At 52.4% G+C, this 20,955-nt stretch carries 31 protein-coding genes; all 31 read left to right on the plus strand.

Going from position 1 to position 20,955, the window contains the following annotated elements; translation table 11 throughout:
• The first annotated feature begins 84 nt into the window (after positions 1 to 84).
• The 31 genes from FDX04_RS11980 (at position 85) to FDX04_RS12125 (ending at position 20,953) form a co-directional block, all read left to right on the plus strand.
• Complete coding sequence (locus tag FDX04_RS11980; RefSeq protein WP_071701012.1) at positions 85 to 1,956, plus strand: toprim domain-containing protein; 1,872 nt, start codon at positions 85 to 87, stop codon at positions 1,954 to 1,956.
• A 2-nt stretch (positions 1,957 to 1,958) separates the two neighbouring features.
• On the plus strand, positions 1,959 to 2,279 hold the full coding sequence (locus FDX04_RS11985; protein WP_137370976.1) for a hypothetical protein: 321 nt from the start codon (positions 1,959 to 1,961) through the stop codon (positions 2,277 to 2,279).
• Positions 2,276 to 3,058 (plus strand): antitermination protein, encoded by a 783-nt coding sequence (locus FDX04_RS11990; RefSeq protein WP_137370977.1) that lies wholly within the window; start codon positions 2,276 to 2,278, stop codon positions 3,056 to 3,058. Before FDX04_RS11985 ends, FDX04_RS11990 begins: the two co-directional genes overlap by 4 nt.
• A 289-nt stretch (positions 3,059 to 3,347) precedes the next feature.
• A complete protein-coding gene (locus FDX04_RS11995) occupies positions 3,348 to 4,034 on the plus strand; it encodes a Rha family transcriptional regulator (protein WP_080100500.1) in 687 nt (228 codons plus the stop codon).
• 493 nt (positions 4,035 to 4,527) lie between these two features.
• On the plus strand, positions 4,528 to 4,953 hold the full coding sequence (locus FDX04_RS12000) for a tellurite resistance TerB family protein (protein WP_137370978.1): 426 nt from the start codon (positions 4,528 to 4,530) through the stop codon (positions 4,951 to 4,953).
• The gene (locus FDX04_RS12005) at positions 4,950 to 5,105 is read left to right on the plus strand and encodes a DUF3927 family protein (protein WP_137370979.1); all 156 of its coding nucleotides are present in this window, start codon (positions 4,950 to 4,952) and stop codon (positions 5,103 to 5,105) included. The genes FDX04_RS12000 and FDX04_RS12005 overlap by 4 nt, the downstream gene beginning before the upstream one ends.
• Before the next feature lie 100 nt (positions 5,106 to 5,205).
• Positions 5,206 to 5,484: a phage holin gene (locus FDX04_RS12010; protein WP_137370980.1), complete on the plus strand. Its 279-nt coding sequence runs from the start codon at positions 5,206 to 5,208 to the stop codon at positions 5,482 to 5,484.
• A complete protein-coding gene (locus FDX04_RS12015; protein WP_137370981.1) occupies positions 5,456 to 6,004 on the plus strand; it encodes a lysozyme in 549 nt (182 codons plus the stop codon). The genes FDX04_RS12010 and FDX04_RS12015 overlap by 29 nt, the downstream gene beginning before the upstream one ends.
• A complete protein-coding gene (locus FDX04_RS12020; protein WP_137370982.1) occupies positions 6,001 to 6,516 on the plus strand; it encodes a DUF2514 domain-containing protein in 516 nt (171 codons plus the stop codon). The genes FDX04_RS12015 and FDX04_RS12020 overlap by 4 nt, the downstream gene beginning before the upstream one ends.
• Positions 6,513 to 6,962: a hypothetical protein gene (locus FDX04_RS12025; protein ID WP_137370983.1), complete on the plus strand. Its 450-nt coding sequence runs from the start codon at positions 6,513 to 6,515 to the stop codon at positions 6,960 to 6,962. Before FDX04_RS12020 ends, FDX04_RS12025 begins: the two co-directional genes overlap by 4 nt.
• A 57-nt stretch (positions 6,963 to 7,019) precedes the next feature.
• Complete coding sequence (locus tag FDX04_RS12030; protein ID WP_137370984.1) at positions 7,020 to 7,265, plus strand: hypothetical protein; 246 nt, start codon at positions 7,020 to 7,022, stop codon at positions 7,263 to 7,265.
• A gap of 59 nt (positions 7,266 to 7,324) precedes the next feature.
• Complete coding sequence (locus FDX04_RS12035; protein WP_137370985.1) at positions 7,325 to 7,534, plus strand: hypothetical protein; 210 nt, start codon at positions 7,325 to 7,327, stop codon at positions 7,532 to 7,534.
• A 146-nt stretch (positions 7,535 to 7,680) separates the two neighbouring features.
• A complete protein-coding gene (locus FDX04_RS12040; RefSeq protein WP_137370986.1) occupies positions 7,681 to 7,971 on the plus strand; it encodes an HNH endonuclease in 291 nt (96 codons plus the stop codon).
• Positions 7,972 to 7,983: 12 nt separating this feature from the next.
• On the plus strand, positions 7,984 to 8,193 hold the full coding sequence (locus FDX04_RS12045) for a serine acetyltransferase (RefSeq protein ID WP_137370987.1): 210 nt from the start codon (positions 7,984 to 7,986) through the stop codon (positions 8,191 to 8,193).
• Positions 8,194 to 8,314: 121 nt separating this feature from the next.
• Positions 8,315 to 8,749: a hypothetical protein gene (locus FDX04_RS12050; protein ID WP_097475620.1), complete on the plus strand. Its 435-nt coding sequence runs from the start codon at positions 8,315 to 8,317 to the stop codon at positions 8,747 to 8,749.
• A 9-nt stretch (positions 8,750 to 8,758) separates the two neighbouring features.
• Positions 8,759 to 10,291, plus strand: a complete 1,533-nt coding sequence (locus FDX04_RS12055) for a terminase large subunit (protein WP_137370988.1) — start codon at positions 8,759 to 8,761, stop codon at positions 10,289 to 10,291.
• Between the two features lie 2 nt (positions 10,292 to 10,293).
• Positions 10,294 to 11,571, plus strand: coding sequence for a phage portal protein (locus tag FDX04_RS12060; RefSeq protein WP_137370989.1), 1,278 nt, complete (start codon positions 10,294 to 10,296; stop codon positions 11,569 to 11,571).
• A 17-nt stretch (positions 11,572 to 11,588) separates the two neighbouring features.
• Positions 11,589 to 12,257, plus strand: coding sequence for an HK97 family phage prohead protease (locus FDX04_RS12065; protein WP_249935532.1), 669 nt, complete (start codon positions 11,589 to 11,591; stop codon positions 12,255 to 12,257).
• Positions 12,258 to 12,268: 11 nt separating this feature from the next.
• Complete coding sequence (locus tag FDX04_RS12070; RefSeq protein ID WP_097475624.1) at positions 12,269 to 13,432, plus strand: phage major capsid protein; 1,164 nt, start codon at positions 12,269 to 12,271, stop codon at positions 13,430 to 13,432.
• A gap of 36 nt (positions 13,433 to 13,468) precedes the next feature.
• Positions 13,469 to 13,711: a hypothetical protein gene (locus tag FDX04_RS12075; RefSeq protein ID WP_137370991.1), complete on the plus strand. Its 243-nt coding sequence runs from the start codon at positions 13,469 to 13,471 to the stop codon at positions 13,709 to 13,711.
• Positions 13,680 to 13,985, plus strand: coding sequence for a head-tail connector protein (locus FDX04_RS12080; RefSeq protein ID WP_249360706.1), 306 nt, complete (start codon positions 13,680 to 13,682; stop codon positions 13,983 to 13,985). The genes FDX04_RS12075 and FDX04_RS12080 overlap by 32 nt, the downstream gene beginning before the upstream one ends.
• A 60-nt stretch (positions 13,986 to 14,045) precedes the next feature.
• Complete coding sequence (locus tag FDX04_RS24180; protein WP_157921312.1) at positions 14,046 to 14,231, plus strand: hypothetical protein; 186 nt, start codon at positions 14,046 to 14,048, stop codon at positions 14,229 to 14,231.
• 2 nt (positions 14,232 to 14,233) lie between these two features.
• Positions 14,234 to 14,566: a phage head closure protein gene (locus FDX04_RS12085; protein WP_137370993.1), complete on the plus strand. Its 333-nt coding sequence runs from the start codon at positions 14,234 to 14,236 to the stop codon at positions 14,564 to 14,566.
• Positions 14,559 to 15,098, plus strand: coding sequence for an HK97-gp10 family putative phage morphogenesis protein (locus FDX04_RS12090; RefSeq protein ID WP_137370994.1), 540 nt, complete (start codon positions 14,559 to 14,561; stop codon positions 15,096 to 15,098). The genes FDX04_RS12085 and FDX04_RS12090 overlap by 8 nt, the downstream gene beginning before the upstream one ends.
• Complete coding sequence (locus tag FDX04_RS12095; RefSeq protein WP_097475628.1) at positions 15,095 to 15,460, plus strand: DUF3168 domain-containing protein; 366 nt, start codon at positions 15,095 to 15,097, stop codon at positions 15,458 to 15,460. The genes FDX04_RS12090 and FDX04_RS12095 overlap by 4 nt, the downstream gene beginning before the upstream one ends.
• Before the next feature lie 50 nt (positions 15,461 to 15,510).
• Positions 15,511 to 16,011 (plus strand): phage tail tube protein, encoded by a 501-nt coding sequence (locus FDX04_RS12100; protein ID WP_137370995.1) that lies wholly within the window; start codon positions 15,511 to 15,513, stop codon positions 16,009 to 16,011.
• Between the two features lie 38 nt (positions 16,012 to 16,049).
• Positions 16,050 to 16,535: a phage tail assembly chaperone family protein, TAC gene (locus FDX04_RS12105; RefSeq protein ID WP_137370996.1), complete on the plus strand. Its 486-nt coding sequence runs from the start codon at positions 16,050 to 16,052 to the stop codon at positions 16,533 to 16,535.
• 195 nt (positions 16,536 to 16,730) lie between these two features.
• Positions 16,731 to 19,151: a phage tail tape measure protein gene (locus FDX04_RS12110; RefSeq protein ID WP_137370997.1), complete on the plus strand. Its 2,421-nt coding sequence runs from the start codon at positions 16,731 to 16,733 to the stop codon at positions 19,149 to 19,151.
• The gene (locus FDX04_RS12115; protein ID WP_104651402.1) at positions 19,151 to 19,489 is read left to right on the plus strand and encodes a phage tail protein; all 339 of its coding nucleotides are present in this window, start codon (positions 19,151 to 19,153) and stop codon (positions 19,487 to 19,489) included. The genes FDX04_RS12110 and FDX04_RS12115 overlap by 1 nt, the downstream gene beginning before the upstream one ends.
• Positions 19,486 to 20,241, plus strand: a complete 756-nt coding sequence (locus FDX04_RS12120; RefSeq protein WP_137349857.1) for a phage minor tail protein L — start codon at positions 19,486 to 19,488, stop codon at positions 20,239 to 20,241. Before FDX04_RS12115 ends, FDX04_RS12120 begins: the two co-directional genes overlap by 4 nt.
• Position 20,242: 1 nt before the next feature.
• Complete coding sequence (locus FDX04_RS12125; RefSeq protein ID WP_137370998.1) at positions 20,243 to 20,953, plus strand: C40 family peptidase; 711 nt, start codon at positions 20,243 to 20,245, stop codon at positions 20,951 to 20,953.
• The last annotated feature ends 2 nt before the right edge of the window (positions 20,954 to 20,955 follow it).

The raw sequence follows: 20,955 nt of genomic DNA on the forward strand, positions 1-20,955 counted from the left end.
GATTGCAGGTTATAACCACGGCGTTCTGAGTGAGGGATTCGTGACATGGTGTTTTGTTAAATTTGATTTACGGAGTGAGTGAGCATGACGCCCGCCGAACTTTCAGAAAAATTATGGGACAACGCCGAAAGGGTTGCAAAGTACCTGCTGCCAAAAGGTCACCTGGAAGGCAAAGAATGGTGTGTTGGGAATACCAACGGTGACGCCGGAAAGAGCCTCAAAATTAACATCGGTGGCAAAAAAACGTGGGCAGACTTCGCCAGCGGCGACAGTGGTGATCTGCTTGATTTGTGGGTACTGGTGCGCAACTGCCAGTTGCATGATGCGATGCGTGAGGCAAAAGAATTTCTCGGTCTGAAAGACGACGATCACCATTTCGAGGCGAAGAAAAAAACATTCTCCAGGCCGACGAAGAAGGGCGTGAAAAAAGCGAGCAATTGTTACGGCTATCTGGCTTCGCGTGGTATCACCCGAGAGACAGTGGATCTGTTCCGTGTGTCTGATGCGGTGGTCTGGTATCACGATGAAAATCGCGAAGTACCCGCCGTGGCATTCCCGTACATCCGGAACGGCGAACTGCTGCAAGTAAAACGCATCGGTACTGAACGACCAAACGGCAAAAAGATAATTATGGCTGAGGCGGATTGCGAGCCATGTCTCTTTGGTTGGCAGGCCCTGGACAAATCCACGCGTCTGGTTGTTCTGTGCGAAGGCGAGATTGACTGTATGACCTTCACGCAGCTTGGTTACGACGCGCTTTCTGTTCCCTTTGGCGGCGGCAAGGGTGCCAAACAGCAGTGGATTGAATATGAGTACCACAATCTGGATCGCTTTCAGGAGATCTGGCTTTGCCTGGATAACGACGATGTCGGCCGTGAAGCTGCAAAGGAAATTGCCAGACGACTTGGCGAGCATCGCTGCCGCCTGGTTGAACTCCCGCACAAGGATATCAACGATTGCCTGATGAGCGGCATGGACAGTGAGTCCATCCTGGAGCACATGGAACGCGCTAAATTTTTCGATCCAGATGAACTGTGCTCGGCAGGTGATTTACTTCAGGAAACCATTGAAGCGTTTGAGCATCGCGATGTTGGCTTGTTCACCAGCCCATGGACCTCGCTGAATTACAATTTCAAATTTCGCGCCGGAGAACTGACGCTGGTAAATGGCGTGAATGGTCACGGCAAGACCGAACTGGTTGGCCATATCGCAGTTGCTGCTATGAATCAGGGGATTCGGACGTGCATCGCCTCTCTGGAACTGAAGCCAGGGAAAATGTTGGCCCGCCTGACGCGGCAGACTATCTGTACCGCATCACCGAAACGCGAAGAAATCGTTATGACGAACGAATGGTTCTCCGATCGTCTGTGGGTGTTCAAACTCACCGGCACCGCGAAAGCTGGCCGTCTGCTGGAAATCTTCGCCTATGCCCGGCGTCGGTATGGAATCGATCTGTTCGTTATCGACAACTTGGCGAAATGCGGGCTCGATGAGGAGGACTACGGCGGACAGAAAGAATTTATCGACACCCTGTGTGACTTCAAAAACGAACATAACTGTCACGTCCTTCTGGTGACGCACGCCCGCAAAACCAACGAAGCGGCACCGACCGGGAAAATGGACGTCAAAGGCACCGGCGCATTAACCGATATGCCTGATAACGTTATGTCCGTCTGGCGCAACATTCCCCGCGAACTGGCACAACGTAAGGCTGAAAAAATGGGATACGAAAGCCTGGATAAGGATGAGCAGGCAGCGCTCCAGATGCCAGCCTCAATGATTCGCCTGCTCAAACAACGCGAAGGTGAGGGGTGGGTTGGTGATATTGGCGCAAATTTTGATACCCGTTCACACCAGTTTCTGGAAGGAGAAAAACAACCATTTAACTATCTGGTCGGTAAGCCTCAGAGCGAGGTGGATCTGGAATGGGAAGCAGGCAACGTTACGAGGTACTGAGCATGACAAACGAAATTTTAAAAGAAGCCATTGAAAACTATCAGCACCTGAAATCGCAGGTTCGCCAGCAGGAAGAAGACGATGGCATTGAGTATTTCGGTGGGGTTGATACGGATTTATTTGAACGGTTCATGTTTGCCAAAAGTCAGCTTCAGGAGCTGATTAACCCCGATGATTATTTTGCGATGAAGGATAAGGTGTCGCACCTTAACAACGAGATCGGGGCGCTGATACTAGAAAATATCATTCTTAAAAATGAGGTCGCCAGGTTAGGCGGCGATACTGATTTTTTGGGTAATGTGGACGTTGAGGGGAAAGCATGAAACTGGAAGCATCACTCAAACACTTCAGCCCTCAGGGAATGCATATCAGCGACGACGTGAAAGGAACCTCTCCGGAACGTCTCACCGGTACAGATGTAATGGCGGCGATTGGCACCACCAGCAGCCGCGCGCGCTTCGGCCTGGCGGCGTTCTTCGGTAAAGCGGGAATCAGCAAAACGGATGAACAGCTCGCAGTTCAGGCGCTGGGGCGATATGCGATGGATGTCGCACCGAAGAATGTTCGCAAAGCAGCTGGTGGGCAGTTCGGATGGTGCATGCAGATGTTGGCACAATTTGCCTTTGCTGATTACTCCCGTTCGGCGGCTACCAGCGTGACATGTCACAGTTGCAGCGGTACCGGGTTTATCTCCGGGAATGAGGATGTGATTAAACATCCTGGTATTTTCGACGCCGACGGTGCCGAAGTGGTTGCCCCGAAGATTAAAAATGAGCTGGTGAATAGGGTTTGCGGAACATGCGGAGGAAAGAAAGTGATCCTTGCCCGGTGCAGGTGTGGCGGTAAAGGCGAAGTGTTGGACCGCAAAGCGACCAAAGACCGCGGCGCACCGGTTTTCAAAACGTGTGAACGTTGCTCTGGTAATGGCTTCTCTGCTATCTCCTCGGCGACGGTACACCGTGCCATTCTGAAGCGTCTCCCGGACCTCCATCAATCCTCATGGTCACGCAACTGGAAACCCTTCTATGAAATGCTGGTGGACACTCTGCGCCAGGGGGAGCGTCACGCAGCAGTGGAATTCGAGAAAGCAACAACTTATTAATATGATCGGAGCAAATGGCGACACTTTTTGCACGTTAGTGTTGACTTTGCATAAAATTGTCCTGTATGCTTCTGATTATGGAGTATAACGCCTGTAGATAATTAACCTCGAAAAACCCGCCACGTTGCGGGTTTTTTTGTATCCGCATTTCCTGCGCACCGCCCGCGCATCCATCACGTCGAACCAATCCATTTGAAATGAGCCTTTGAGGAAGTCGGTTAGCGCTGGCGAGCCTCGACGGGCTGATTTCCTGTGCGGCAAAGGTTCATCTCAAAGTAAGGTAAACGCCATGCAATTAGTTGAAATTAAAAAACTCGACCTTGTAACCAGCACTGTCGCTATTGCTGACGGGGTTGGGCGTGATCATGACACCGTCATTAAGTTAGTGGACCGTAACAAGGCTGATCTTGAAGAATTTGGAAGGGTCGGATTTGAAATCCGAACCATTCAAACTGACGGTGGTCTTCAAAAGCGTCGAGTGGCGCTACTGAACGAACAGCAAACCACTCTACTGATCACCTACATGCGTAATAACGATGTTGTCCGCAAGTTCAAAAAGAAACTGGTTGCTGAGTTCTTCCGCATGCGTGGCGCTCTGGCGGGCAAAAAAATGGATCGCAACACCGCCCGTCTGGAATATCGCCCGATGAGCGATGCCATTAAGCATGAGCGTGAAGTGCAGGGTAAAGAAATCAAGCCTTACCACTTCAGCAACGAAGCCGATTTGATTAACCGCATCGCGCTCGGTATGACGGCGGCAAAATTTCGTGTTTACCACGACCTCGACAAAAAAGAGAACATCCGTGACTACCTGACGCCGGAGCAGATCCACTGCGTAACTGAGTTGCAGCGGGCCAATACAGTTTTCATTGGCATGGGCTGGGACTTTGAGCAGCGCAAAGAGGCGCTAAAGGGTGTATTTGATCGCAATCATCGCCAGCCGCTGATTGAAGAACAGCACAGTTTAGCAGCGTAATGAGCGTCACTTCGACACACAGCCTAATCATCGGAACCCTGCCAGTCGGCGGGGTTTTGTCGTTTCTGGAAGGTAAGAAAATGCATCAGTAATACGGATAGACCGCAGTCGAAAGGCAAAGCAGCAGTCATGATGCTGCCCCGAGTCTCCATGAGAGAGCCAGACGCAGGTACGAACTGCGACACACGCTGGTTAGGGTTAATAAAGAAGAGGTGTGCCGGTACTCCAGAACGATCGCCAATCGTTCTCCGGTTAGAGGTGAGGGATTCATGAGATACCCCTGACTACGGACTCAAGGGCATGAGCGTGGCCACTCCGGGAAGTGGCAAAGAATTTATAGCCTCGCTTATGCGGGGCTTTTTTACATCTGCGTCACGCTCGACGCATATCAACCGCAGAGTCTTTCAGGGTGAGCCTTAGCAGTGGTCAGTGTGACTACATCTGCGGGCTGTTCCACTCTGAGCGTAAGGCTCACCACTAAAGGAAAGTCACTATGTTCGGTATCTTCAAAAAGAAAGCACGTAAAGCGATCGTCGAAGTTAAAAAGATGGAAAATCGTGATGCGGTAGAAGCAACTGTATGGGGTTGTTACTCGATCGCCTATGCAGATGGTACCTGTGATGCTTCAGAGATTTCTACTCTGGAAAAAACAATTCAGGCAAAACCGGCGTTTTCTGCATTTGCCGCTGAAATCGCCAGCATGAGCAGCAATATCCGCGCTCAGTACGAGGCGTCACCACGCTCAGCCAACGCTCAGGCAATGCGTGAATTGGCTGATGTGGCTGGTACGCCCGATGCTGTTGATGTGCTCTGCCTTTGCCTGGATGTGGCAGACAACGACGGTATTGGTGAAGACGAAGAGAAGCAACTGAAGAAAATCGCTCAGGCGCTGCAACTCCCACTGGACCAGTACCTGTGATCGGAAAGCTGCGCTGGGCGTCTGCCGGGATTTTGTTGTTCCTGGTGGTTGCTGTCGACTTTACCAGCAAGATGATGTCCATACTGGCTGATGGCATGCTGGTGGCTGGCGTTATTACTCTTCTCTGGCCCCTGATTAAATCCAGTGATTAATACTGTGCAAAAGGCATCCGTTTGATGCCTTTGACAGAGTATTTCCCTTCTGTTTTTCACTTACAAACATAACGCCATCCGAATTATCGGAGACGAGGCTATGACCAGAATGAGCGCCATTTACAGCAGACTTTCATATGGAACAGGAACCACGCTGACCGGCTGCGGTGTATCAGCGAAGGCATATGCCGAAACAGCCAAAACAGCAAAAGAGGTGTCCTGGATGTTGGCCGACAGAATTGCAGGGTTAAGCCTGAGCGACTGGGCAATTATTGTCGGTATCGCATGCACTGTTATTACCTGTGCAGTGAACTGGTATTACAGGAAAAAGGAAAGGGAGGACCGGCTTAATGGCAGTGTCACTAAAGCTGAAGAATAAACTGAGCGTAGCGGTCGTTGGTTTGATTCTTGCCGGGGCTTCTGCACCTGTGATTCTCGATCAGTTTCTGGATGAAAAAGAGGGTAATAGTCTGACGGCGTATCGTGACGGTGGTGGACTCTGGACCATTTGTCGTGGCGCCACGATGGTTGATGGTAAGCCAGTAGTTCAGGGCATGAAGCTGTCTGCTGAGAAATGCGCCCAGGTAAACGCCATCGAGCGCAACAAAGCCATCAAATGGGTTGAGCGAAATATTAAGGTGCCACTGACCGAACCACAGAAAGCTGGGATCGCGTCTTTCTGTCCATATAACATTGGCCCCGGAAAATGTTTCCCGTCTACGTTCTATAAGCGAATTAATGCTGGCGACCGTAAAGGCGCATGTGAAGCTATTCGTTGGTGGATTAAAGATGGTGGCCGCGACTGTCGTCTGACCAAAGGCCAGAAAAATGGGTGCTATGGTCAGGTAGAGCGACGAGACCAGGAAAGCGCGTTGACGTGCTGGGGGATAGACCAGTGAGCCTGCGCTATCAGTTCATTGCCATTTCGGTGCTGGTGGCCGTCGCATTTATCGCCGGAAACGAGTGGAGTAACCGCGGTTGGGGAAAAAAGTGGGCGGAACGTAATAGCGCGGAATCATCGCGAACAGCGAACGCGCAATCAGCTGCCCGCATGATTGAACAAGGGCGCATAATTGCCCGTGATGAGGCCGTAAGATATGCACAAGCACAAGCCGCTAAATCTGCTGCCACTGCTGCTGGTTTGTATACCACTGTTAGCAAGTTGCGCTCCGAAGCAACAAAGCTTGCCACCCGCCTGGACGCCGCAAAGCACACCGCAGATCTTGCCGCTGCCGTCAGAAGCAAAACAACCGACGCCACCGCAGGAATGCTCGCCGACATGCTCGGAGATATTGCAGCAGAAGCTAAACGTTATGCTGGAATCGCTGACGAACGCTACAACGCCGGAATGACGTGTGAACGTATTTACGACTCAGTGAGAGAGTCCAACAACAGCAAGGTAAAACTATGAACGAGCAAGCAAATAAAATACTCATTGAGCTGCTGCAGAAAGCCGCTAACGGCATCGATGCAGCAGTATCATTCAGCCAGGCGCAAATACCCGACGTTATTCATCAGTTGCTTATGTGGAATTTTATCCACAGTCTGATTATCACTGTAATGGCATTGATGAGCATTCCTTTGGTCATCTGGCTTGTCAAAAAACAGTTGCGCAAAGTGCAGATCGGAACCTTTGGTAATGAAGGGTACTCGTGGGACAAAGGCAACCCAAAGTATTCAGCAACGCTGATATGGGACGCTAAAGGCGAGCTGAGCTTTTTTATTTTTCCATTGTTGGTTTTTATAATTATTTGGGGAATGAGTGTACTGACCACCCTGATGAATCCCACCTGGCTGAAAATATGGCTCGCGCCGAAACTCTATCTTATTGAGTACGCAGCATCGTTGGTGAAGTAATCATTACAGCAGGCATTCACTGAGTGCCTGTGATAGTGCAACAGCACGGGGGAAGTGATGAAAAAATTAAAAGTTACGGTTGTCCGCCTTGAGGAAGGCTGTGATGGAGCTCTTCAAGGCGCGACAGTTAATTTCCAGGTGATTCAGAATGGACGAGTGCTGGCTGAAGACTCACTATCTGGTAAGGCGACGCACCCATTCTCGAAAATGTATGATGTTAACGCCTGTGATGATGCTATTAACGTTACTCATGACCGCCCTGATTTGACATGGTTAACGATTACCGCAGAGTTTGTTGAATAACATTTGTTTTGTTTCCGCAATTGAATAGCATGAAATCCGGGTACCCAAAGGAGATAACTATGTTTGTTGCGGAAGGTTTAAAGCCCGATCTTGATAATAAAGGATGGGTTAAAGGGTGGGGTGTTGTCCGTAATGCCCCCTGGCATTTAGCCGGTGTTTACGCTACCAAAGACGTTGCTGAAACAAAAGCAGCTTCACTCGGTGCGGATTATGAAGCTCATTACGGCTCTCACCGACTCGATAGTGATGATTTCGTCTACAGCACGTAAGTAGCACCATCTGACGGTCTGGCCTCGCTTATGCGGGGCTTTTCTATGCGCATCGCACGCGCACATCAAAGAAAGTCTTTCAGCTGTGAGCCTGGGCACGCCGTTAGCCGGAATTGGCGATTTAGCAATGCAGAGGGAGATTAACTATGGCATCCAATTCACCTTGGCATAGCCTCTACAATTCCAAGCGTTGGTACCGACTCCGCTATCACCAGCTTCAGAAGCAACCCCTTTGTGAGTTCCACCTCCGGCGCAATCAGGTGATAGCGGCAACGATCGTTGACCATATCACCCCGCACAAGGGAGATGAGTCACTCTTCCATGATCCCGATAACCTCCAGTCGCTTTGCAAGCGCTGCCACGACTCGGTAAAGCAGAGGATGGAGAAGGGCGGAACGGTCACCGAGTTCGATAATGAAGGCCGTGTTATCTGGTAACAGGAGAACGCAATGCAAGACCTGAAGATTGAATACCGCGATGGCAAACTGCTGGAGCTGAGCATTGATGGCATCTGCTTCATGTCAGTTACCGCGATCAGTCTCAACCATGAGGCGGGCAAGACGCTGCCAGTGGTCAACCTGACCATACCTCTCGGCGTCGGCAAGCGATTATCGCCAGCCAGTCCCGGCCCTCAAAACCTGCGCATCATTGAGAAGTGAGATGGATTCTCATTTGCACCCATTGATACCTGGGGGGAGGGGCAAAACTCTGGCGGCAACATCTTAAAGACCGCGCCCTCAACTCTTTTTTTAAAAACGTCCAGAAAAAAAGGAAAAACCGATGGCACAGCGAGGCAGAAAGTCTCTGGCTGCGACGTCTGCTGTCTCGTTGCCGGCACTGGCTGAAAGCAGGCTGCAGCCGTCCATTCATCTGAGCGATCCGGAAATTAATGTATGGGTAAGGCTCGTTAATGACAATCCAGCCAGTTCATTCACTGAAACTCATCGAGACATGATGGAGATGTACTGCCGCCATGTTGTTCAGGCCAGAATAATCACCACTCAGCTTGAAGAGTTTGAACTGGAGTGGCTATCGCGCGAGGACGGACTTAAGCGGTACGACAAGCTTCTTGCCATGCGCGAGCGTGAAGTGCGCTCGGCATCTTCACTGGCAACACGTTTAAGGATCACCCGCCAGGCTACTGCCGACCCAAAAACAGTTGGCCGCGCGCACAACAATCTGGCTCGGGAGAAAAAACCCTGGGAAATTGATTAAGGCTCTTTGATGGCAAAAAAAAATCTGACAAGAGCCGAGAGAAATATTCTCTGGTGCGAAAGAAATATTGTTATTCCTGAAGGAAAGTTCGTGGGCCAGCCACTGAAAATGGCTGAGTTCATGAAGGATGATTTTAGGGCTATTTTCGATAACAAGCATGGCACACGTCGCGCAATTATCAGCCGTGGGCGAAAGAACGCCAAAACGGTAGAGACCGCCATGCTGATGCTGCTCTACCTGGTGGGGCCGGAGGCGGCGCCGAACTCGCAGCTGTATTCTGCCGCACGCTCGCGTGACCAGGCGGCCATTCTGTTTAACCTAGCCTCCAAGATGTGCCGGATGAATCCGGTGCTCATGCAGTATGTGGCGATAAAGGACTCGGCGAAAGAAATTCACTGCCCCGAACTGGGTTCTTATTATCGGGCGCTGAGCGCAGAGGCCACGACTGCCTATGGTTTCTCGCCTCGATTTGTCGCGCATGATGAACTGGGGCAGGTTCGTGGGCCCCGTGATCCCCTTTATGAAGCACTGGAAACTGCGACTGCTGCTCAGGATAACCCTATCTCGGTGATTATCAGCACTCAGGCGCCCGATGCGAGCGATCTACTCAGCCTGCTGATTGATGATGGGCTGACCGGTGCTGACCCGCGCACGGTGGTCCGTCTACAGACGGCCCCGGAAGATATCGATCCTTTCTCCGTTGACGCCATAAGGCTGGCAAACCCGGCCTTCGATGTGTTTATGAACCAGAAAGAAGTGCTTGATATGGCCGCCAGCGCGAAGCGCCTCCCGTCACGACAGGCTGAGTTTGAGAACCTTGTGCTGAATCGCAGGGTTGAAGCTAAAAGTCCTTTCGTCAGTCAGACAGTCTGGCACATGAATAAAGAAGAACCCGGCGAACTGGCAGGGGCTACCGTCTGGGGCGGGCTGGACCTTTCCAGTGTCTCGGACCTTACCGCACTGGTACTCAACACAACCCAGGGTGATGTGCACTGTAAGTTCTGGCTACCTGAAGAGGGGCTGGCGGACAAGGCGCGTAACGATCGAGTGCCTTATGACATCTGGGCCAGGCAGGGTTTTCTCAATACAACACCCGGAAAGGCCATTGAATATGCATTTATTGCGCGCGAACTGCGGCGCGTTTTCGACATTTGCAATGTCAGGGCGCTGGCGTTCGACCGTTACAACATGCGTTTCCTTCGCCCACATCTAATAGACGCAGGATTCACGGAAACTGAGCTCGAGCGGTTCGTGGAATTCGGACAGGGCTTTGTCTCCATGTCACCTGCGCTGAGGGAGCTGGAAGCCAAGCTACTCGGAGCGCAGCTTAAACATGGCAACCATCCGATCCTCGAAATGTGCGCCAAAAACGCCACGGTTATTTCTGATCCCGCCGGAAATCGAAAGTTTGTGAAAGGTAAATCAAGCGGGCGTATCGATGGAATGGTTGCTCTGGCGATGTCAATCGGCGCCCAGACGAGTGATGAGGTGGAGGATCCAGGCGACGTCAATGATTTCATTTATAACTTCTTGAGCGTGTAAAAATGGCAGATACCGATTACAGCATTGACCTGCGAACGCGATCGCCATTCTGGGCGCGCATGGCCTCCATCCTGACAGGGGGCCGCCTTGTGACGCCTGACAAGGGCTCGCAGATGGCAGGAACGTCCGCGCACGGTGTGGTTGGCGACTCCGTAGTGACTGACGAGCGAAATATGCAAATCAGCACTGTGTGGGCATGCATCAGGCTTATCTCTACCGTGACCGCATCATTACCCCTTGATGTCTACCAGACCAAAGACAATCAGAGAAGCAAGGTACCTGGCACACACCCTCTCGCGAGGTTACTGCGCTTCCGTCCCAACAATTTCATGACCGCGCTGGAGTTTCGTGAGGCCATGACCATGCAGCTTTGTGCTTATGGAAACGCCTACGCGCATGTGGAGCGAAACAGCGTCGGCGACGTTATCAGCATGGTTCCGCTGATGAGCGCCAATATGGAAGTGCGGCTCAGTGAAAACGGCAAAACCATTATCTATCGCTACCAGCGTGATACTGAATATGCCAATTTTTCGCAGAAAGAAATTTTCCATCTTAAGGGATTTGGCTTCAACGGACTGACCGGCCTGTCTCCGCTGGCGTTCAGCGCGAAGTCTGCAGGTGTCGCCATTGCCATGGAAGACAATCAGCGTGAGTTTTTCGCAAACGGCGCGAAGTCTCCTCAGATCCTGATGACCGATGGCAAGGTGCTTACCAAAGAGCAGCGTGGACAGCTGGAGGAAAACTTCAAGGAGATTGCTGGAGGCCCGGTTAAAAAGCGCCTCTGGATCCTGGAGAGCGGTTTTACGACTCAAGCTATTGGCGTCTCTCCTCAGGACTCGGAAATTCTGGCCGCACGAAAGTTTCAGGTTGCCGAGCTGGCGCGGTTCTATGGTGTACCGCCGCACCTGGTCGGTGATGTGGAAAAAACAACATCGTGGGGCTCGGGGATTGAGCAGCAAAACCTGGGCTTTCTCCAGTACACACTCAAGCCCTATCTCGATCGGTGGGAGTACAGCATTGAACGCTGGCTGGTTAAAGAGTCTGAACAGGGCAGTATTCACGCTGAGCATAACCTCGATGGGCTGCTGCGCGGTGATTCAACAAGCCGGGCATCGTTTATGCAGATCATGGTTAACACCGGGATCCGAACCGTTAACGAAGTGCGGCGACTGGACAACCTGCCGCCTCTGCCAGGGGGGGACGTTGCCACCCGCCAGTCGCAGAACGTACCCATTACCGACCTTGGAACAAACAATAAGTCCCTCAATGAAGGGACTTAATTTTTATGGGGGCCATGATGCCTGACATTCACAAAACACTGGCTTTTGACCAGACCGAAATTAAGTTCACCGGCGACGGTGAAAGCGGCATCTTTGAGGGGTACGCCTCCGTTTTTAATAATACTGATTCTGACGGCGATATTATCCTTCCCGGCGCATTCAGCGGTGTTATTTCCGGTCAGAGCCGTAAGGTGGCGATGTTCTTTAACCATCAGACGCGCGCTATCCCGGTCGGCAAATGGGATTACATGCATGAGGATGAAAAAGGTTTGTTTGTCCGTGGGCAACTCACTCCAGGACTAAGCCTCTCTGAAGACCTGAAAGCGGCGATGAAACATGGCACCGTTGATGGGATGTCAGTGGGATTCTCTGTCGGCCCTGATGATTACACCGTTGGTTCGTCCGGCCTCATCTTCAAAAATATTTCGTACCTGCGGGAAATCAGTGTCTGCACTTTCCCGGCCAACGAGCTGGCGGGTATCACCGCCATGAAGTGCATCGACAGTATCAAAACCATTCGTGACGCGGAGGCCTGGCTGAGGGATTCAGTCGGTTTAACGCGCGCAGAAGCGCAGGCATTTATTGCCCGCGTGAAGTCCGCAGGCCGGAGCGAGTCCGGTAGCGGCGACATTGACGCGCTGGCACAGCGCATAACTTCATTTGCCGCTAATCTGCGGAATGCATAACGGAGTACCACATGTCTGAATTAGCAACCCTCGAAAAAGCGATTGAGAATTCACAGAAAGAAGTGAAAGAACTCATCGAAGAGCAGCGTAAATCCATCAGCCAGAACGGCGAAATCAACAAACAGCTGCAGACCGACCTGACCAAAGCGCAGGAAGAGCTGAAAACCACCGGCTCCCGCCTGTTCGATCTGGAACAGAAGCTGGCGGGAAACTCGCCTGACCAGACCACCCAGAAGTCCTTTGCGGAGCGCGTTTCTGAAGACCTGATGAAAGGCTGGGACGGCTCCCGTACCAAAGCGAAAGTCACCAGTTTCGATAAGGCGATCGGTTCTGGCGCTGCATCCGCCGGTGTGCTTGTACAGCCCCAGCAGGTACCTGGTATTCTGATGCCGGGCCTGCGTCGCCTGACCGTTCGTGACCTGCTGGCACAAGGGCGCATCACCAGTAACGCGCTGGAATATGTGCGTGAAAATGTGTTTACCAACGCCGCCGCACCGGTTGCTGAAGGCACCCTCAAACCAGAGAGTAATATCACGTTCACCAAAGAAACGGCGAATGTGAAAACCATTGCCCACTGGATCCAGGCATCACGCCAGATTATGGATGACGCCCCGGCGCTGCAGTCCTATATCAATTCCCGCATGATGTACGGTCTCGCGCTGGTGGAAGAGAATCAGATGCTTAACGGTGATGGCACCGGCGACAATCTCCAGGGGTTGAACGTGGTGGCGAACGAATACGAAACCGCACTTAACGCGACCGGGGATACTGGTGCTGATGTTCTGGCGCATGCCATCTACCAGGTGTCGCTAAGTGAGTTCGAAGCCGACGGCATCATTCTCAACCCGGCTGACTGGCATCGCATCGCATTGCTGAAGGACGCCAATGGCAATTACATCCTCGGCGGCCCTCAGGCGTTTGCGTCGAAAGTGCTCTGGGGCCTGCCGGTTGTATCAACCACTGCGCAGACGGCAGGAAAGTTCACCGTTGGTGCATTTGGCCTGGCGTCTCAGGTGTGGGACCGCATGGATGCCACTATCGAGATCAGTAACCAGGATCGCGATAACTTCGTTAAAAACATGCTGACCATTCTGTGCGAAGAGCGTCTGGCGCTGGCGCACTACCGTCCCGCAGCTATCGTCACTGGCGATATTGCGATTTCTTCCGGCGAATAACAGCAGGGCGCGGTCAGAAATGGCCGCGTTTACGATATGAAAATTAAAGCTCTCCGTATGTTCTCACATTACCACCTCGGTACGGTATCTCAGGGCGAGAGCCGGGTGGTGAAGAAAGAGATCGGCGACGCGCTGGTGAAACTGCACCTCGCCGAAGAGGTTGAGCCCGAAAAGGCAAAAACCTCCGATCCTGAAAAGCCTGTAAAAACCAAAGCCGGGGGTAAAGGTGGAAATAAGCGCGGAGCAGATGGCGCTGATAAAGACGCATCTGAGGGTTGATAGTGACGCTGAAGATTCGCTAATCACCGCTTATACATCAGCGGCCGTCGATTATGTTGAGCAGTTCTGCGACGGCGCGCTGGTGGAATCGTTAACGCCGCCGGAGGAAGTGGAAATGCCACCTCGTGAGATCCTGTTTACTCCCGGTATCTGGGCAGCAATGCTTTTGCTGATTGCACACTGGTATGCGAACCGCGAAGCAGCAGCGCAGAACCTCACGGAAATGCCTTTAGGTGTTGAGGCGCTGTTAATACGGCACCGGAGGTGGCACTGATGGCATGTTCCGGGTGCGCCGCCCGTCGAGAGTGGCTTAAAAAGTGGATGAAAATCGCCTATGAACGAGCAACAGGTAAAAAATCTGCTGGCAGCAATGACCGCGCAGACCAACGCAATGAACCGCCTGGCGGAGTCAAATGAAGCCCTGGTCGCTTTACTCTATCAATCCCTCGCTGATGACATCGAAACGACAACGTTAGATTCCCCGGTGCCGACCTACCTAAGCGGAAAGCCCAGGGGGTAGCGATGCAGGCTGGAAAGCTCAATAAACGAATCACGCTTCAGAAGCCTGTTAAAACCCAGAGCCCTGTTACCGGTGCAGTAGTTAGTGGATGGGCTGATGTGGCTGAGCTTTGGGCTAACGTTGCCGATTTGTCAGCCCGTGACTTTGTTGCCGCGCAAGCGGGGCAGAGCGAGGTAACAACGCGGATCACTATCCGCTGGCGTGATGATGTCACGGATAAGCATCGCATTCTTTACCGTGGGCGTGTTTACGACATTCAGGGTGTACTGGAAGATGATAAAAGCGGACGGGAATATCTGACGCTACCCTGCTCGCGAGGTGTTAACGATGGCTGATGGCATTGATTTTAGTATAACCGGGGTCGATTCACTTCTGGGGAAGCTGGACAGTATCAGCGATGATCTGCGCCGCCGTGGTGGTCGGGCAGCGCTTCGCAAGGCGGCAAATGTGATTGCCGCTAAAGCCAGGGATAACGCAGCCCGTGTGGATGATCCGCTAACCAAGGAATCGATAAGCAAAAATATTGTGGCCAGATGGAGCAATGTTACATTCCGAAGAACCGGTAATCTGGCTTTCAGGGTTGGCGTTTTGGGCGGAGCCATTTCGTATGCTGATTCAAGCGAAAACAGGCGGAAAGCTCGTGCGGGAAGATTGTATTACACCCCCGGCAATTCAAAAAATCCAGGCGGGAATACCTGGTACTGGCGTTTTTTGGAGTTTGGCACAGAAAATATGCCAGCCCAGCCCATTCTTCGCCCGGCAGCGCAAGGCAGTGTGGACGAAGTGGTAAGCGTATTCGCCTCGGAATACGAAAAGTCTATTGACCGTGCCATCAGGCGCGCGGCGAAAAAAGGAGTACCCCCGTGATTGCGCCGATCTTTATCGTCTGCGCCGCAAGTCCTCCGGTGGTTGCGCTACTGGGCGGTGACACACTGCGCCTGTATCCGTTCGGCCAGCAGGACGACAACGTGGTCTATCCCTATGTGGTCTGGCAGAACATCACCGGTTCTCCGGAGAACTACCTTGCCCAGCGCCCTGACGCAGACTTTTTCACGCTGCAGGTGGATGCATATGCCGACACAGTGGATGAAGTGATTGCCGTGGCCACGGCGCTGCGGGATGCCATTGAGCCGCACGCGCATATCACGCGCTGGGGCGGACAGGAAAGAGACCCCGAAACAAAACGCTATCGCTATTCGTTCGATGTGGACTGGATAGTCAATCGATAAGAACCTTCCCAACCGGCCTTGAGCCGGTTTTTTTATAACCGGAGATAACAATGTCTGTATTGACGCAAGGTACGCAGCTCTTTGTGCTCGTAAAAGGCGCGGTGAGCGAAGTTGAATGTATCACTGCATTTTCACCCGGCAGCAATCCGGCTGACCAGATTGAAGACACCTGTCTTTCTGAACGCTTTGATCGCAGCTATAAGCGTGGTCTTCGAACGCCTGGCACAGCATCACTGACGCTTAACGCTGATCCTAAAAATACCAGCCACATCATGCTCTACAACCTGTCCATTTCGGACGACGAAGAGGATCAGGACCTGACGTTCGCGATTGGATGGTCAGACGGAAACGCATCGCCAACTGCTGCTGAAGATGGTGCATCCGGTGCAGTCGATGGCCTGGTGCTACCTGACAGCCGCACATGGTTCGTATTCAAAGGCTATGTGTCCGACTTCCCGTTTGATTTTGCAGCAAACACGGTTGTTTCTACTTCTGCATCTGTCCAGCGCTCCGGCTCTGCTGTATGGGTGCCAAAAGTCGTGACCCCATAAAATCAGGGCGGCAACTCCCTTATTAATCAGGATTAATAATGAAATTAACACTTGATGCACTCAAGGAGTCCGGCGCGTTTACCGGTCGCCCGGTTGAGAAAGAAATCACCTGGACTCAGGGCGATAAAAAAATCACCGCGACCGTGTATGTTCGCCCGATGGGTTATCACACAGCAACGTCCGATGTGCTGGCTTTTGGGGGTAAGGTCGATGGTGTGGCAGGGCGTATCGCCGCATCCATCTGCGATGAACAGGGTAAACCCATCTTCACCCCGGCTGACATTACTGGTGAGGCCGATCCTGAACGTGGTGCACTGGATGGCGGCCTGACGGTTGCGCTACTGTTGGCTATTCAGGAAGTTAACGATCTGGGAAAGACTTCGAGCTCAGCGCCGAAGACGAATTCTGGTGCGAGCTCGTCCTCAACGGAATCGGCGGAAAAACGATTGCCGAAGCGCGTGAGTCGCTCTCATTCAAAGAGTCCCAGCTCTGGGCAAAGTACCGGGAAAGATATGGAAGCCTGAACCCGATGATGCGTGTTGAGTGGGGGGCTGGTCTGGTGGCCAGCATGATAGCCAACGTCAACAGAGACCCCAAGCATCCACCATTCACTCCCACCGATTTCACACTGCACTTCACCAAAGTCAAAGCTGCAAATGAGCCTATCTCGTTAGAGGAGGCCAGAGCCAGCTGGACCTAACGCCGCCAACGGAGAGTTTATGGCTTCCAAATCACTGGGCACGCTGACGATCGACCTGATCGCCAAGGTGGGCGGTTTTATCTCCGGCCTCTCACAGGCTGAGCGAGCTTCACAAAAATGGCGTAAGCAGGTAAAGGAGGATGCCGCTGCTGCTGCAGTTGCCATGACCGGATTTGCAACAGCCGTCGGTGCCGCCGCCGTCGGAGCCGGGGTGGCTGGGTATAACCTGCTCAAAACCACTTCACGCCAGATAACCGAGTCTGACCGCTGGGCAAAATCACTCAACATGTCCACGCAGTCTCTGTTGGCCTGGCAATATGCTGCAGAAAAAGCAGGTGTATCCGGGGATCAGATGGCTGACATCTTTAAAGATGTCGGAGATAAAATCGGCGATGCTGTTCTTAATAAATCTGGTGAGGCAGTCGGCGCCCTGGACTCTCTTGGGTTGTCGGCTAAGAAACTGGCCGGAGAATCTCCCGATAAACAACTGCTGGCTATAAGTGACGCACTGGAGAAAGTTAAGTCCAACGCCGAGAAGACCACCATCCTCGAAAGCCTGGGCAATGACCTGTCGAAGCTGCTGCCGCTTCTGGACAATGGCAGTGAAAAACTGCGTCAGTACATGGATGCTGCGAAAAAATTTGGCGTGGCGCCCGATGACGCAGATATCGAAAAGCTGGTTAAAGTTAACGCCCTGTTTGAGGATATGGAGACGCAGGTCAACGGCGTCAAAATTGAACTTGCGACGGGACTTGCCAGCGTAGATTTGAGTGCACTTCAGAAATCCATTGGAGATATGGGGGATGTATTTAAAGACCCGGCTGTTATTCAGGGGCTGACTGATCTTGTTGGTGGGGTGGTAGACCTGGCCACCTGGCTGGTAAAGGTGGGGGCCGAAGCCGGAAAGCTGATAGACCAGTACAAAGGCGGCAAATCGGTAGGTTTGAATGCCTCAATTCCCGAAATTGAACGTCGCATCAAGAACCTGAATGCCGATCTCGATGATAAAGGTGTGCTGGCGAGTTTCAACAGAATTGGGATGGATGTGTCAGGTAAACAGGCCGAAAGGGCTGAGCTCCAGAAGCGTCTGGCCTTTTTGAAAAACTCCCAGTCCACGCTTCCGGAAATTAAACTACCCGAGCCAGTCAAAACAAATTATAGCCTTGGCGCCGGGGAGACAAACGGTAAGCCGCAAAAAAATACCTCTGGTCAGAAACTGGATTCAGCATTTAAAAGCGCTGAGCGCAGTTACATGCGCCAGATTGAACTGATCGATACCACCGGCAAAAAAACTGCTGTGGTGACCGAGCAGCAAAAACTGCAGTTCGATATAGCTGACGGCAAGCTGCAGGGGCTTAACGAAACGCAGAAAAAGCGACTTGCGTCTCTGGCTCAGGAAGTTGATCGCCTGAATGCCGTCAAAAAAGCCAATGAAGAAAATGCCAGGGTAGCGGCGTTTGTGGCAAATCTGCAGGCACAAAACGAGAATGCACGTGCAAATTTGGGCGTGGATGTGCAGGGTGCCGGAATCGGCAATAAGCAGCGTGAGCGGCTCAGGGAACGCCTGAGTATTGAGCGCGACTTCCTCGACCAGCAGCGGGAGCTTCAAAAGCAGTATCAGTCCGGTGATATAAGCCAGACGGTTTATGACCGGGAAACTCAGGCCCTGAAGGATGCGCAGGCCGAAAGGATCGAAGTTCAGGAGGATTACTACCAGAAAGTTGATGCGCTACAGGCTGACTGGGTAACCGGCGCCCGTGACGGACTTGCCGACTGGGTGGATGATTCCACGAACTATGCAATGCAGGCGGCCGACGTCATGAAAACGGCACTCTCAGGGATCAGCAGCAACATTGTCGAGATGCTCAACGGCAATAAAGCGAGCTGGAAAGACTGGGGTATCAGCGTTCTGAAAATCATAGAACAGGTGATGGTAAATATGATGATCGCGAACGCGGTCAGCTCCATCGGCTCTTTGTTTGCTGGCGCATCTACTGGAGGTACCACGCCATCCGGCGCTTATAACAATGCAGCCGCAAATCTCGATCTCAACGCCAAAGGCGGCGTTTACTCTTCAGCCGATCTCAGTCAGTACAGTAACTCTGTCGTCAGTTCACCGACGTTGTTTGCGTTTGCAAAAGGTGCCGGCCTGATGGGAGAGGCGGGGCCTGAAGCCATTATGCCTCTTACCCGCGCGTCTGATGGTTCACTCGGTGTCCGCGCCGTGGGAAATGGCGGCGTCACGCCAGGTAGTGGAGGGGCACCACAGGTATATATCACCATTGATGGCAACGGAAATACGGCCACTCAAGCGACATCTGGCTATGAACAATTCGCGAAAGATGTGGGTTCTTATACAGATAGGCGTTACAGGGATCTAATAATGAGAGATTTAGCGCCGGGCGGTGCGATCTGGAACCTTGCAAAAGGAGGCCGCTGATGGCTCTTGAAACATTCAGCTGGTGCCCACGCATCAACGCGGAGCAGGAGGTAACGTTCCGCCGGCGCTCCGCAAAATTTGGTGACGGATATGAACAGGTGGCCGGTGACGGCTTAAATCCGCGTTCACAAAAGTGGAATTTACAGTTTACCGGTACCGAAGCGTATATCGGGGCCATTAAAAACTTTCTCGATCGCCATCAGGGAACAAAGTCTTTTCAGTGGCACCCACCGCTTGAACCACTGGGGTTGTATCGCTGTGATACTTACACTCCTTCGCCGCTTGGCGCTGGGCTCTTCAACCTTTCAGCAACTTTTGAGCAGGCCTATAAACCATGAGTCTTAACGCAGATTATCAGAAGCTTGAACCCGGCGATGAGGTCAGGCTGTTTGAAGTGGATGGCACTGCATTTGGTACAGGTGAGGTGTTACGGTTTCACAGCTACAGCCTCGCACATACTGAAGCAGAAATAACGGCGGCCGGCGGTGACGAAAACAAGCTTCCGGCCAAATCAATCTGGTGGCAGGGCGAAGAATATAAAGCGTGGCCATGCCAGATTGAGGGGATCGAGGCTTCTACTTCGGGAAGTAGTGCGCAACCAAAACTTTCGGTTGCTAACCTCGACAGCTCGATCACCGCCCTTTGCCTGGCTTACGACGATATGCTGCAGGCGAAGGTGACGATACACGACACCCTGGGTAAATATCTCGATGCGAAAAACTTCACCGGGGGTAACCCGACAGCCGATCCGACCCAGGAAAAGCTGAAGGTTTTCTACATCGATTCAAAGAGTAGCGAAACAAACGAGGTAGTCGAATTCACCCTCTCCAGCCCAATGGATCTGCAGGGGCTGATGATACCTACGCGCCAGCTCCATTCGTTGTGCACCTGGTGCATCCGTAACAAGTACCGCACCGGCGATGGCTGCGACTATGCCGGTACGCGCTATTTCGACAAAAACAACAACCCGGTAAGCGATCCGTCACTGGATGAATGCAACGGCACGCTGACGGCCTGCAAACTTCGGTTCGGTGAAAGCAACGAACTCTCGTTTGGTGGGTTCCCGGGTACGTCGCTGATCAGGAGTTGATATGCGTCAGAAAACCATTGATGCGATTATGGCGCATGCTGCCGCTGAATATCCTCGTGAGTGCTGTGGTGTGGTAGCGCAGAAAAGCCGCGTTGAACGTTATTTTCCTTGCCGGAATCTTGCCGCGTCGCCGGAGGACAATTTTGTCCTTTGCCCCGAAGATTACGCATCCGCTGAGGACTGGGGTACGGTGATCGCCATCGTTCACAGCCACCCTGACGCCACTACGCAGCCGAGCGAACTGGATAAAGCGCAATGCGACGCAACGCTTTTAACCTGGCATATCGTGAGCTGGCCCGAAGGGGATTTGCGCACCATTCAGCCGCGCGGAGAGTTGCCACTGCTGGAGCGCCCGTTTGTACTTGGTCACTTTGACTGCTGGGGGCTGGTAATGAGCTATTTCCGGCAAACGCATGGTATCGAACTCCACGATTACCGGGTTGATTATCCCTGGTGGGAAAACGACTATCCGGACAACTTCTATCAGGATTGCTGGTATGAGTGCGGATTCCGTGAATTCGACGGGCCACCGAAACCAGGCGATATGGTGATCATGCAGGTCCAGGCTGAAAAGTGGAACCACGCGGGAATTTTGCTGGAGGGCAATATGCTGCTGCATCACCTGTACGGACACCTAAGCCAGCGCGTGCCGTATGGTGGCTACTGGCAGGAAAGGACGATGAAGGTTCTACGTTACAAATCTCTGTGCTAACC

The sequence above is a fragment of the Citrobacter sp. wls615 genome (genome assembly GCF_005281355.1).
In the GTDB taxonomy this organism is placed as follows: Bacteria; Pseudomonadota; Gammaproteobacteria; order Enterobacterales; family Enterobacteriaceae; genus Citrobacter; species Citrobacter werkmanii.

What these genes read in the sequence shown, in the direction of transcription:
- FDX04_RS12030 (WP_137370984.1), top strand. Translation starts at nt 7,020, where the DNA reads ATGAAAAAATTAAAAGTTACGGTTGTCCGCCTTGAGGAAGGCTGTGAT.
- FDX04_RS12075 (WP_137370991.1), top strand. Translation starts at nt 13,469, where the DNA reads ATGAAAATTAAAGCTCTCCGTATGTTCTCACATTACCACCTCGGTACG.
- FDX04_RS12120 (WP_137349857.1), top strand. Translation starts at nt 19,486, where the DNA reads ATGAGTCTTAACGCAGATTATCAGAAGCTTGAACCCGGCGATGAGGTC.
- FDX04_RS24180 (WP_157921312.1), top strand. Translation starts at nt 14,046, where the DNA reads ATGAACGAGCAACAGGTAAAAAATCTGCTGGCAGCAATGACCGCGCAG.
- FDX04_RS11980 (WP_071701012.1), top strand. Translation starts at nt 85, where the DNA reads ATGACGCCCGCCGAACTTTCAGAAAAATTATGGGACAACGCCGAAAGG.
- FDX04_RS12105 (WP_137370996.1), top strand. Translation starts at nt 16,050, where the DNA reads ATGAAATTAACACTTGATGCACTCAAGGAGTCCGGCGCGTTTACCGGT.
- FDX04_RS11985 (WP_137370976.1), top strand. Translation starts at nt 1,959, where the DNA reads ATGACAAACGAAATTTTAAAAGAAGCCATTGAAAACTATCAGCACCTG.
- FDX04_RS12125 (WP_137370998.1), top strand. Translation starts at nt 20,243, where the DNA reads ATGCGTCAGAAAACCATTGATGCGATTATGGCGCATGCTGCCGCTGAA.
- FDX04_RS12040 (WP_137370986.1), top strand. Translation starts at nt 7,681, where the DNA reads ATGGCATCCAATTCACCTTGGCATAGCCTCTACAATTCCAAGCGTTGG.
- FDX04_RS12070 (WP_097475624.1), top strand. Translation starts at nt 12,269, where the DNA reads ATGTCTGAATTAGCAACCCTCGAAAAAGCGATTGAGAATTCACAGAAA.
- FDX04_RS12050 (WP_097475620.1), top strand. Translation starts at nt 8,315, where the DNA reads ATGGCACAGCGAGGCAGAAAGTCTCTGGCTGCGACGTCTGCTGTCTCG.
- FDX04_RS12065 (WP_249935532.1), top strand. Translation starts at nt 11,589, where the DNA reads ATGCCTGACATTCACAAAACACTGGCTTTTGACCAGACCGAAATTAAG.
- FDX04_RS12085 (WP_137370993.1), top strand. Translation starts at nt 14,234, where the DNA reads ATGCAGGCTGGAAAGCTCAATAAACGAATCACGCTTCAGAAGCCTGTT.
- FDX04_RS12045 (WP_137370987.1), top strand. Translation starts at nt 7,984, where the DNA reads ATGCAAGACCTGAAGATTGAATACCGCGATGGCAAACTGCTGGAGCTG.
- FDX04_RS12110 (WP_137370997.1), top strand. Translation starts at nt 16,731, where the DNA reads ATGGCTTCCAAATCACTGGGCACGCTGACGATCGACCTGATCGCCAAG.
- FDX04_RS12035 (WP_137370985.1), top strand. Translation starts at nt 7,325, where the DNA reads ATGTTTGTTGCGGAAGGTTTAAAGCCCGATCTTGATAATAAAGGATGG.
- FDX04_RS12055 (WP_137370988.1), top strand. Translation starts at nt 8,759, where the DNA reads ATGGCAAAAAAAAATCTGACAAGAGCCGAGAGAAATATTCTCTGGTGC.
- FDX04_RS12115 (WP_104651402.1), top strand. Translation starts at nt 19,151, where the DNA reads ATGGCTCTTGAAACATTCAGCTGGTGCCCACGCATCAACGCGGAGCAG.
- FDX04_RS12010 (WP_137370980.1), top strand. Translation starts at nt 5,206, where the DNA reads ATGACCAGAATGAGCGCCATTTACAGCAGACTTTCATATGGAACAGGA.
- FDX04_RS12015 (WP_137370981.1), top strand. Translation starts at nt 5,456, where the DNA reads ATGGCAGTGTCACTAAAGCTGAAGAATAAACTGAGCGTAGCGGTCGTT.
- FDX04_RS11995 (WP_080100500.1), top strand. Translation starts at nt 3,348, where the DNA reads ATGCAATTAGTTGAAATTAAAAAACTCGACCTTGTAACCAGCACTGTC.
- FDX04_RS12080 (WP_249360706.1), top strand. Translation starts at nt 13,680, where the DNA reads ATGGCGCTGATAAAGACGCATCTGAGGGTTGATAGTGACGCTGAAGAT.
- FDX04_RS12025 (WP_137370983.1), top strand. Translation starts at nt 6,513, where the DNA reads ATGAACGAGCAAGCAAATAAAATACTCATTGAGCTGCTGCAGAAAGCC.
- FDX04_RS11990 (WP_137370977.1), top strand. Translation starts at nt 2,276, where the DNA reads ATGAAACTGGAAGCATCACTCAAACACTTCAGCCCTCAGGGAATGCAT.
- FDX04_RS12100 (WP_137370995.1), top strand. Translation starts at nt 15,511, where the DNA reads ATGTCTGTATTGACGCAAGGTACGCAGCTCTTTGTGCTCGTAAAAGGC.
- FDX04_RS12000 (WP_137370978.1), top strand. Translation starts at nt 4,528, where the DNA reads ATGTTCGGTATCTTCAAAAAGAAAGCACGTAAAGCGATCGTCGAAGTT.
- FDX04_RS12060 (WP_137370989.1), top strand. Translation starts at nt 10,294, where the DNA reads ATGGCAGATACCGATTACAGCATTGACCTGCGAACGCGATCGCCATTC.
- FDX04_RS12090 (WP_137370994.1), top strand. Translation starts at nt 14,559, where the DNA reads ATGGCTGATGGCATTGATTTTAGTATAACCGGGGTCGATTCACTTCTG.